General features: G+C 59.5%; 13 protein-coding genes and 3 pseudogenes. 10 read left to right on the plus strand and 6 right to left on the minus strand.

Annotation, left to right across the window (positions count from 1 at the left end):
• Positions 1–492: 492 nt before the first annotated feature.
• Both NKI20_RS32945 and NKI20_RS32950 read right to left on the minus strand, forming a co-directional pair.
• Entirely contained in the window at positions 493–720 is a 228-nt protein-coding gene (locus NKI20_RS32945) for a hypothetical protein (protein WP_023762555.1), read from the minus strand.
• Positions 721–804: 84 nt separating this feature from the next.
• Complete coding sequence (locus tag NKI20_RS32950) at positions 805–1,119, minus strand: hypothetical protein (RefSeq protein ID WP_031261238.1); 315 nt, start codon at positions 1,117–1,119, stop codon at positions 805–807.
• A 263-nt stretch (positions 1,120–1,382) separates the two neighbouring features.
• On the opposite strand from NKI20_RS32950, the gene NKI20_RS32955 reads away from it, so the two are divergent.
• From NKI20_RS32955 to NKI20_RS32970, 4 genes are all read left to right on the plus strand, one after another.
• Positions 1,383–1,508 carry a hypothetical protein gene (locus NKI20_RS32955; protein WP_023762557.1) on the plus strand — a complete coding sequence of 42 codons (126 nt, stop codon included), beginning with the start codon at positions 1,383–1,385 and terminating at the stop codon, positions 1,506–1,508.
• A 118-nt stretch (positions 1,509–1,626) separates the two neighbouring features.
• On the plus strand, positions 1,627–1,824 hold the full coding sequence (locus NKI20_RS32960) for a hypothetical protein (protein ID WP_352486183.1): 198 nt from the start codon (positions 1,627–1,629) through the stop codon (positions 1,822–1,824).
• Positions 1,794–2,009, plus strand: a complete 216-nt coding sequence (locus tag NKI20_RS32965; protein WP_352838135.1) for a hypothetical protein — start codon at positions 1,794–1,796, stop codon at positions 2,007–2,009. Before NKI20_RS32960 ends, NKI20_RS32965 begins: the two co-directional genes overlap by 31 nt.
• Before the next feature lie 98 nt (positions 2,010–2,107).
• Complete coding sequence (locus NKI20_RS32970; RefSeq protein WP_352838130.1) at positions 2,108–2,713, plus strand: hypothetical protein; 606 nt, start codon at positions 2,108–2,110, stop codon at positions 2,711–2,713.
• A gap of 50 nt (positions 2,714–2,763) precedes the next feature.
• Here the strand turns inward: NKI20_RS32970 and NKI20_RS32975 are convergent, their stop codons facing one another.
• Together NKI20_RS32975 and NKI20_RS32980 are read right to left on the minus strand one after the other, a co-directional pair.
• A complete protein-coding gene (locus NKI20_RS32975; protein WP_023762562.1) occupies positions 2,764–2,991 on the minus strand; it encodes a hypothetical protein in 228 nt (75 codons plus the stop codon).
• Positions 2,992–3,149: 158 nt separating this feature from the next.
• Positions 3,150–3,377, minus strand: coding sequence for a hypothetical protein (locus NKI20_RS32980; protein ID WP_352838132.1), 228 nt, complete (start codon positions 3,375–3,377; stop codon positions 3,150–3,152).
• 88 nt (positions 3,378–3,465) lie between these two features.
• On the opposite strand from NKI20_RS32980, the gene NKI20_RS32985 reads away from it, so the two are divergent.
• The 5 genes and pseudogenes from NKI20_RS32985 to NKI20_RS33005 all read left to right on the plus strand — a co-directional run bounded on the left by NKI20_RS32985 (position 3,466) and on the right by NKI20_RS33005 (position 6,078).
• Positions 3,466–3,648 carry a hypothetical protein gene (locus tag NKI20_RS32985; RefSeq protein WP_023762564.1) on the plus strand — a complete coding sequence of 61 codons (183 nt, stop codon included), beginning with the start codon at positions 3,466–3,468 and terminating at the stop codon, positions 3,646–3,648.
• A gap of 51 nt (positions 3,649–3,699) precedes the next feature.
• Positions 3,700–3,837 (plus strand): annotated as a pseudogene (locus tag NKI20_RS32990) (ATP-dependent DNA ligase); the annotation flags it as partial.
• Positions 3,838–4,029: 192 nt separating this feature from the next.
• Positions 4,030–4,355 (plus strand): annotated as a pseudogene (locus NKI20_RS32995) (DUF2958 domain-containing protein); the annotation flags it as partial.
• Between the two features lie 174 nt (positions 4,356–4,529).
• Positions 4,530–5,187, plus strand: a pseudogene (locus NKI20_RS33000) (ParB/RepB/Spo0J family partition protein); the annotation flags it as partial.
• A complete protein-coding gene (locus NKI20_RS33005; protein ID WP_502898185.1) occupies positions 5,167–6,078 on the plus strand; it encodes a LysR family transcriptional regulator in 912 nt (303 codons plus the stop codon). The pseudogene NKI20_RS33000 and the gene NKI20_RS33005, both read left to right, overlap by 21 nt.
• A gap of 111 nt (positions 6,079–6,189) precedes the next feature.
• On the opposite strand, the gene NKI20_RS33010 is transcribed toward NKI20_RS33005, so the two are convergent.
• Positions 6,190–6,666 carry a Ros/MucR family transcriptional regulator gene (locus tag NKI20_RS33010; protein ID WP_023762579.1) on the minus strand — a complete coding sequence of 159 codons (477 nt, stop codon included), beginning with the start codon at positions 6,664–6,666 and terminating at the stop codon, positions 6,190–6,192.
• Between the two features lie 1,224 nt (positions 6,667–7,890).
• On the opposite strand from NKI20_RS33010, the gene NKI20_RS33015 reads away from it, so the two are divergent.
• The gene (locus tag NKI20_RS33015) at positions 7,891–8,079 is read left to right on the plus strand and encodes a hypothetical protein (protein ID WP_023762580.1); all 189 of its coding nucleotides are present in this window, start codon (positions 7,891–7,893) and stop codon (positions 8,077–8,079) included.
• 45 nt (positions 8,080–8,124) lie between these two features.
• Here NKI20_RS33015 and NKI20_RS33020 read toward each other — a convergent pair.
• On the minus strand, positions 8,125–8,600 hold a 476-nt coding region (locus NKI20_RS33020; RefSeq protein ID WP_502898184.1), incomplete at its 5' end, for a Rossmann-fold NAD(P)-binding domain-containing protein.

The raw sequence follows: 8,600 nt of genomic DNA on the forward strand, positions 1-8,600 counted from the left end.
CTCAAGGTAAGTCTTTGTCGCAGAAGCATTTTCCTTGATTCGGAGCCCCGATGCACTTCAACTGTGTGAGATATCCGGGCTAGCGCCGCCGCCTGGAGGGTCGTCCTACATATTGCTGCAGGGCGGCACCGGCGGTCTCGGCTTGTGCGGTGTCGTCTGGCGCATCGGCCAGTTGGGTGCGACGGAGCGACTTGCCAAAGAGTTGGCGATTGGCTTGATTGGAATGGTTGGCGTGGCAGCCCGCCGCTTCAGCAAAGCCGCAGACATCTTGGCCACAAGATCTCTAACTTCCATAGGCGTCTCCTCCCGAGAAACGCCCGCCCGCGGATTATCCATAGCACAGTCGCGAGCCCGCCAGCGTTAAAGTTTGACATGGCGGCAGATGACCGGGGGGCGAGGTCCACAATCCATGCAGCGTCGCCGGTGGGCACCGCGGCGATTTCCAGGCGGACCGGAGGAACGAGACGCCGGGCAGCTTCAACCTACGCGAAGTCATTCATTGCTGCTGGGGGGATCCATCAAGCGGTCTGTGGCCTCGACCAGAAACCGCATCCTGCTGCGGAGCGCTATATTCGCGGCCAGCATTTCTTCTGTTCGTTTAATCGCGATCTCAGTCCGGTTGATGCGCTGCTTCGCACTCGCGACTTCCGAGGTCAAAATATCAGCCGCCATGCCGTGGCCTTGGGGTTCCATGGTATCCATCATGATTTGGTAACTCATGGCGAACCGGTTCGTTCCGTAGCTACTGCGCGATGCGTGGCCCGGCTTTCATTGAGATCAAAAAGCCGGGCCATCGGCCTCCGATCAATAGTCGCTATCGCTGTTGTCGTCCTGCTGGATGATTACGTGACGGTGGCGATGGAGGGGACGATCGACCGATCCGGTGATCATCACGCCCGAGCGGTGATGCCGGCGCCCCTGGTCGTAGAAGGTCACCTGACCATGATGACGCCGATGCAGACGCTGGCCGTACTGATTGATCATCACTGCGTTGTCATTGTTCCAATAATGGTGACGGTGGTGCCGGTGGCTTTGGATGACGATGGAATCATCCGCCGAAGCGACCGCAGGCGCGGCCAAGCAAAGCGCCAAGGCGCTCATAATCAGGGTGGCTCTCATTATCAATTCTCCGAAAAATTAAGATGCCCTTCGCTGGGTAAACATTGCTCGTACGCTTTGGTTCCTGCCTCGGAAGGTGGCTGGGACGGCCAGCAGCCTGTCGGGGGCGCTGTATGACGGTGGCCCCACACTCGACTGCCGAGGCGTCGACAACACCGATCTGGAATACGAACCTAGACTGCATAAGTCGCCGTTACCTATACGGACAGTTTCATTGCCAGGTCGATTGATGGTGCCGGCTCATCGACACCACGGCCAATGTGATGCTCACCATGCAGCGGGCGATCCTCGGCGGCTTCGCTGCCACGTCGAAGAACGCCTTGTACTACCGCAAGATCACGCTGACGGCGCCCGTGGCCAGCTCCTCGCTGCCGGGGCTTTCAGCATGATCGCCAGGCTCGCCTCCCTCCTGTCCTCTAGCATCGTGCTGGCGCTGCCGTGGTAGCCGCTATGATTTCATCCGGTTTTCAGATTATTGTCGCGCTTGACCCATTGGGGAGGGCTGGCGTGAAACGCGACATGGAATTGATCCGGGAAATCTTGCTCGCAGTGCAGTATCGAACCGACTTGACACCAAAACCGCTGACACTGGAAGGCCATGACGAAGTGGTGGTTGGCCGTCATATCGAGATGCTTTCCGCGCGGGCTTCATCGAAGGGCCGCCGTCCAGACGGATCAACGCGCCCTATGCGCTTGTTTTCATGAAAGACTTATCTTGGGAAGGTCGCGACTTCCTTGCGGCTTTGCAAAACAAAGGCGTCTGGAACCAGATAAAGCAGTCGTTTTCTGCCGCCGAATTGGCCGGGTTGCCCCTCAGTGTGGTGAAGGATCTCGGTCTTGGTCTACTGAAAGAGTGCGCCAAATCCAAAGTTGGTTTGATCACCGGTTAGCCTTGCGCATAAGTCTCCACTTATGCAATATCGTGTTCCAACCGCGGCGCGGCATGCTGGCACGGACAGACCCTCTTCCTCGCGATATCCTCTCCGGCATGGTCGTCGATCCTCGCGTGAAAGCGCTTTGCCAGGAATTTGACGTCAGGATCGTCAGCAAATCGGCCTACCCGCCTCCGGGAGAGACCCGAGCCGTCGCCACGATCCGGCGGATCATCGATCGCCACGGCGTCGAACATGCTCGCCTCGTCATGTGCATCCTTGCTGAAGGGCAGGGCAACAACGCCCTGATAGACGAAACCTCCCTGACGGCGATCTCTGACCTGCTGCGCGCCTGTCCCGACCTGGTCGAGCAACACACCACGGCGCTGCTCGAGATGTTCGATTTGATCCCGCTCGGGCCAATGATGGCGCTTGCCCACGAGCTCCGCGGGATCGTTCACCAGGGCCATGCGCTCGCGGGCATGATTTACATGATGGCGCGGCAGCGACAGGGGGCGCCCCACATGTCGACAATCGCATCCGAGCGAGCGAGGCCGCAAAGGGTCGATCAACTGGTGCTCGGCGCTCCGAAGATCGCAAGCTGGCGATCGGGCACCAGCTGCTGGAGGCCAAGGCATCATTGCCGCGCGGTCATTTCGGGCCTTGGCTGGACAAGCAGGAAGGTCTTTCCCGCCGTATGGCGCATCAGTGTATGGCACTGAGGGCAAGGCAGGGCGATTGTTGACGCGCTTCGAGCAAACGACACAGGCAGTCACTTCTTGCAATCTGGAAGCTTCTTCAAGGCATCGTTCGCTTCCGCCTCGGTCTTATATGTGGCCTTCGTAAGCTCTATGACCAGGGTTCCGTCTGGCTTCTTTGTCACCACCTCGCACTGCTTCGAAACGGCATCCTTTGCGGCCCAATATTGGGTAGTGTCTGCAAATGCGGAAGCTGGAAATTGAATGAGCAGCGCTATAGTTGTTGCGATTTGGCGTACCATTTTTGTACTCCCCTTTGGATCAAATAACAGAACGTGCGGCTTTGGGCTCTGTTCCCTAGAAGGAACCTGCGTTCACGCTGGCCATAAGCGGGCGCCGGACGCGCGGGACGCTTCGGCGGTCAGCGGAAACGCGCATCGGCAGGCTTCCCTGTGGCGGCTTACGGTTTGATACTGGGGGAAGGCGATTTCATCATCACGCGCAATTGCATCTGATCGATAGTTGCGACTATGGCCGCAGCAATCGCTTCCGCCTCATGGATCAGCTCCGGCCCATAGAGCCCGTTGACCACCTCTTCGCTCGGCAGCACGCCGGGCGGGCAGTGCTCCTCGATTGTACGCCGGATGAGCGTCAACGCTGCCCGGCATTCGTCGGTCTGGATCTCCATAACCAATGAAACATGTATTGAAGCTAAAATGTTCCCGGAACCGATTGCCGATCTTGTGGCTTAAATCGCGGTTTTGTGATTCCTGTCCATGCGTTTGAAGTTCGTCGCGCTTTTGATGCCGACCTTGGTGGAGAAGCCTCCGGAGGGCGATAGCTGGATTCACGAGGTCAAGTTCGACGGGTACCGGTCACAGCTTATCATCGATAAAGACGGCACCAGGATTTACACGCGCAACGGCCACGACTGGGCGGCGAAGTATCGCGACCGGTAAACGAAAGCTAAGAGCCTCGGCGCGGAAAGCGCCATCGTCGACGGCGAGATCATGGTGTTTAACGAAGCCGGCCTGTCCGATTTCGGCGAGTTGCGCAAGGGGATCACCCGCCAGCAGCATGACCTCTCTTTCGTCGCGTTCGACCTGGTGCACCTCAATGGACACGATCTGCGCGACATGGCGCTGGAGGAGCGGCGCGAGATCTTGGTCAGCATGATCGAGCCGGGCGGGAGCATCCAGTTCAGCGAACCTCTGCCGGGTGATGCAAAGGCAATCTATCACCTGCCCTCGAGGCCGGCCTCGAGGGCATGGTGTCGAAGCGGCGCGACAGCAAATACCGGAGCGGGCCGTCGAGCCACATGGGCGGCGGGGGTTCGCTACGGCCGCGGGCGCGACGCCGAACACGTACCGGTCGTGAAGTTCTTCAATCCACTCGGCGAAGGAGCCTGACTCGCAACCGCGCTGGATGCCGATGGCGACACCATGTTCGGTCTCGCCGATCTCGGCTATCCGGAGCAGGGCAGTTTCTCGTGTCCTTGAGATGACTTCGATCCGGCTGCCCTTCGGCATGGGCATCGAGCGCGGCATCCTCTTTGGCACCGACCTGCCGATTTCGGTCTGGGCAGAGGCCGCCCGCCGGGTCGGAAACCTTCGCGAGCCGAACGCATCTCTACCACGCCGCCCAGCATGGCCGGGACGGCAAGTGAGATCTCACCTTGAAATCCGCAAAGCCGCAGATGCGCAAAGTCGTGTCTGCGGCCCTGTCCCCCTCTGGATCTTCGGTGTGCGGCGCAGTCCTCAGAGTGAGAGGGCTGCGCCCGTCTTTTTTGACGGGGTGGAGGTCGAGAGAGTCTCGGTCGCCCCGTCGCGGAGATAATCCCATGGCTACGCCCAAGCAGACGATCACCCTCACGCTTCACGTGACATCCCCTTCAACAAGCTGATGCTGAGCCAGTCCAATGTCCGGCGCATCAAGCGCGGGGAAACGATAGAGGACCTCGCCGCGTCGATCGCACGGCGCGGCCTGCTCCAGAGCCTCTCCGGCCGTGCTGGATGGCGAGGGTAACGAGACCGGCATGTTTGAGGTGCCGGCTGGCGGGCGCCGCTATCGCGCGCTGGAACTGCTGGTCAAGCAGAAGCGCATGATCAAGACCGAGCCAGTTCCCTGCGTTGTCAGCGACGCTCACAGCGCGGTCCCGATCGAGGAGGATTCGCTGGCCGAGAATTTTCAGCGCGAAGATTTACATCCGCTCGACATGTTTCGCGCCTTCCAGACCCTTCACGACCAGGGCGCGAGCCATGAGGAGATTGCGGCACGCTTCTTCGTCTCCGCAACATTCGTGCAGCAGCGCCTGAGGCTGGCCAGGGTTTCGGCCAAGCTGCAGGAGGTTTACGAGCAGGATGGCATGCAGCTCGAGCAACTCATGGCCTACCGTGACCGACGATCACACGCGTCAGGAGCAGGTCTGGGAGGCGCTCGAAAACTCCTGGTCGAAGGAGCCGCAGCAGATCCGGCGCCTGCTGAGTCAACTGAAGGTGTTCCGGGAAGTCTTGCGGGCCGGATCGACAAGGCGAGCGGCGGCAGCGCTCGGGATAAGCCAGCCGGCTGTCAGTCAACACGTGAAGCAACTCGAGATCACGCTCGGCATCACACTCTTCAAGAGATCAGCCAACCGCATCGTCCCCTTGCAGGAAGCCTGGGAACTCCTGCGAAACGTAGAACTTGCCCTGACGTCGCTCGATCGCCTGGAGGCGTCGATCTTCGCTATGAAGAACGAGGAAAAGCAACGGATTGCGATTGCCGCGCCCTCTGTTTTCGGCTTCGTGACCTTGCCCAAGGTCGTGGCGATTATCCACTCAAAGACCGCTTCGAATGTCCGGTCGATTTCGGGAAGCTACGAGCAGATCGGCGAGCACATCCTGGCTGGGCGCGCGGATCTCGGAATCTCGAGATTGCCCCTGGATCCACGCCTGTTTGAGTGGGCGCCGCTTGGATCCGCACGAAACGTATGCATCTTTCATCCCGACCACCGCTTTTCAAAACAGACCTGTATCGAGGCGCAAGACCTGGCAGGCGAAACGATCGTCGATATCGATCCCCAGTTCGCGGCCCACCAAATGAACTTTAATGCCTTGCGCTTCGCCGGCGTTGAGCCAGACATACTGGTGGAATTCGATTGCAACGGTCACGAAGCCGGATACATTTCGGCTGGCCTGGGCATTTCGATAACCAATGAGATCATTGCGCGTGAATACGCGGCATTTCATCTCGAAGCAAAACCGGTGGAACCGTCCGCGCTCTATCACTACGTTGCGATTTGGCAGAAGGGCAGGACCTTTTCGAACGCACTGAATGTGTCGCTCGAGGCAATCATCGCCGCGTTTTCCCAGATGCCGTCGGCTAGAGGGGGATCATCCCTTGAGGGCTAATGTACTCGGCAGCGGCTGCCATGGAACAAGAGGCAGGGTTCTTTCTGACGGAAGGCGATCGCTCCGCGCCCTTGAACAGAATGCGGGCTTTTGTGCAAAATAGCCCGGATGTCAGGTTGTCTTGATGCCGATCTTGCGGCGCTTGGCCGGCGCCGGCAACGTTACGGGTTCAGGCTCTACGGCCTTCCGTCCCAGGCCGATCGCCTTCGCCATCGCGGACCGCACCGCGGCATAGTTCGGCGCAACCATTGGGTAATCGGAGGGCAGGCCCCATTTCGCGCGGTACGCATCTGGCGTCAGATCGTAGTGGGTGCCTAAGTGCCGCTTGAGCGATTTAAACTTCTTGCCGTCTTCCAGACAGATGATGAAATCGGGCGTCACCGATTTCTTGATCGGGATAGCGGGTGTAGGCTTCTCTTCCGCTTTGGGTGGGCGCGCGCCCTGCAGCTTGCTGATCGCCTCATAGGTATCGGCAATTACGCGGGCGAGTTCCGCAACTGGAACCGGGTTATTGCTGACATAGGCGGAAACGATGTCAGCGGTCATCTCCAGCAATTCCACGTCGGACTCGATAAGATCTTCAGGCATTTGGCCGACCTTTCATCTGCTCTTCAGGTGCCGTAGCCCGATCTGCGTCAGCAGCCTCGCTACAGCAAAGCGCACCAGGTGCACAAGACAAGAAGTTACGATGGAACGCGGCTGGCGCATGGTCAGGAAACTCTGCATGAACCAGTTCGGGCGCGGCACCGCACAGCAATGAAGGTGCAAGCGCAATTGGGCAGGAGGGCGGACCCGCCATAATCCGTCGTGCGCTGGCAATTCGCCGGGAGATTGCCAAGCGGAAGGTTATGGAGAAACTGCCAACGGAGGCGGTGCGTCAAGGCTACGCGGTCCACGAAAATTTCGGGCGCTCTGTTTCTCTGGATGAGCTTAAGGGCAGAGAGCGGCAATAGGTGATCGCAACCAACCCCTCCGCCGCTCGTTCACCTATGCCCGAATTTTGAAATGGTGCGGACGCGGAGCCCTGCCTGAGCCTGGCCCGACCGAGTGATGCCCCCATCTCCCGATCGAACCGCACCGCGTCCTTGTGGTCGGCTTACCATGCCGTCAACGCCCGGGAAACGTCGCGTAAGGTAAAATGCCGGTGAACGATGAGCGCAACCAGCCCTCCGCCGCTCGTTGACCTATGCTGGGTTGATTCCTAGCCACTCCAAGACCCGCCCACCCTTGCTTATGTCGGGTGTGGGCCTTTTTGATCACATTAGCGGAACCTAATATTTAGCGACTGGTTTCTCTGGCGGCAGCACCCCTCGCTGCTGGTCAAGGTGCGCGACCCTTGGCCGGGCCCGCCTTTGCCCCGAGCTTGGGCGCGGGCCTACTCTCGGGCTTCCGTCGGCGGGCGTTTGATTCAGCCGTCCAATCCAAAATTGTGCCAGCCTGATCTTGCAATCAACTGCTCTGCCAAGATACCAAGCCGGTGCTGGGTAGATCCTAGCCAGTCCTAGCTATGCCCGTCAGCCGAAAGGTTGGCGGGCTTTTTAATCGAATGTTCACCGGTGCCAGTCATCATTACGGAGCGGCTATGTTACAATACCGCCCTACAAAAGCCCGTCGCTTTCCCCCGAAGCGACGGGCTTTTTGCATGGGACGACCACGCAGATAGGGATTGCCGCGAGCTGCCAACGCACGGAACCGGCCGTGCCTCTTGTCGTGGAACCTGATGGGCACGGGGGGTCGGCGCGCGTGCCTATCATCCGATCACCCGCTCAGAAATTTCTACCAAATATTCCCGACCCACATTAGGCTTCCCTGATGGTGTCCCTACGGTACGACTTGAGGAAGGAAGCGGATGAGTCCTGGATGGTGTTCGACGTGTTCACCGGGCTGCCGGCTGTGTACGAAGGCCACCAAGCCGTCGACCTCGACATGGAGTATGCCGATGATCTCGTGGTCTTCCTGAACGCTGTCGACCGGAAACGTAGGGTGGGTCGCCCGTGGTGACCTCTGATGGGAACCATACCGTCTCTGCAGTTTTAAGCGAGCCTTTTATGCGGCCGGCTTCAGGGCTGCCCTCAGCAGCATGCCGAAAAGGTCGCGTGGCTCGTCGGGATCGGCCAGCAGATCGAGCTCCTCGTAGAGGCCGGTCGCTTGCAACTGGTCGCGCACATAGCGCAGGGCCGAAAAATCCTCGATGGCGAAGCCGACGGAATCGAACAGCGTGATCTGCTTGGCGTCTCTCCGGCCTTGCACCTTGCCGGCGATTACTTGCCAGAGTTCGGTCACCGGATGGTCGAGATCCAGCTGCTGGATCTCGCCCTCGATGCGTGTCTGCGGCGGGAACTCGACGAAAATGTCGGAGCGCAGCAGGATGTCCTTGTGGAGTTCGGTCTTGCCGGGGCAGTCGCCGCCGACGGCGTTGATGTGAACGCCGGAACCAACCATGTTGTCGGTGAGGATGGTGGCGCACTGTTTGTCGGCGGTGACGGTCGTGATGATCCCGGCACCTTCAACCGCTTCCTGCC

The organism is Mesorhizobium sp. M0830 (assembly GCF_040319965.1).
Classification (GTDB): Bacteria; Pseudomonadota; Alphaproteobacteria; order Rhizobiales; family Rhizobiaceae; genus Mesorhizobium.

Excerpts from the sequence above, each read along its gene's own strand:
- NKI20_RS32955 (WP_023762557.1), top strand. The coding sequence starts at position 1,383 with ATGCTCACCATGCAGCGGGCGATCCTCGGCGGCTTCGCTGCCACGTCG.
- NKI20_RS33015 (WP_023762580.1), top strand. The coding sequence starts at position 7,891 with ATGGTGTCCCTACGGTACGACTTGAGGAAGGAAGCGGATGAGTCCTGG.
- NKI20_RS32980 (WP_352838132.1), bottom strand. The coding sequence starts at position 3,377 with ATGGAGATCCAGACCGACGAATGCCGGGCAGCGTTGACGCTCATCCGG.
- NKI20_RS32945 (WP_023762555.1), bottom strand. The coding sequence starts at position 720 with ATGAGTTACCAAATCATGATGGATACCATGGAACCCCAAGGCCACGGC.
- NKI20_RS32970 (WP_352838130.1), top strand. The coding sequence starts at position 2,108 with ATGGTCGTCGATCCTCGCGTGAAAGCGCTTTGCCAGGAATTTGACGTC.
- NKI20_RS32975 (WP_023762562.1), bottom strand. The coding sequence starts at position 2,991 with ATGGTACGCCAAATCGCAACAACTATAGCGCTGCTCATTCAATTTCCA.
- NKI20_RS32950 (WP_031261238.1), bottom strand. The coding sequence starts at position 1,119 with ATGAGAGCCACCCTGATTATGAGCGCCTTGGCGCTTTGCTTGGCCGCG.
- NKI20_RS32985 (WP_023762564.1), top strand. The coding sequence starts at position 3,466 with ATGCGTTTGAAGTTCGTCGCGCTTTTGATGCCGACCTTGGTGGAGAAG.
- NKI20_RS33010 (WP_023762579.1), bottom strand. The coding sequence starts at position 6,666 with ATGCCTGAAGATCTTATCGAGTCCGACGTGGAATTGCTGGAGATGACC.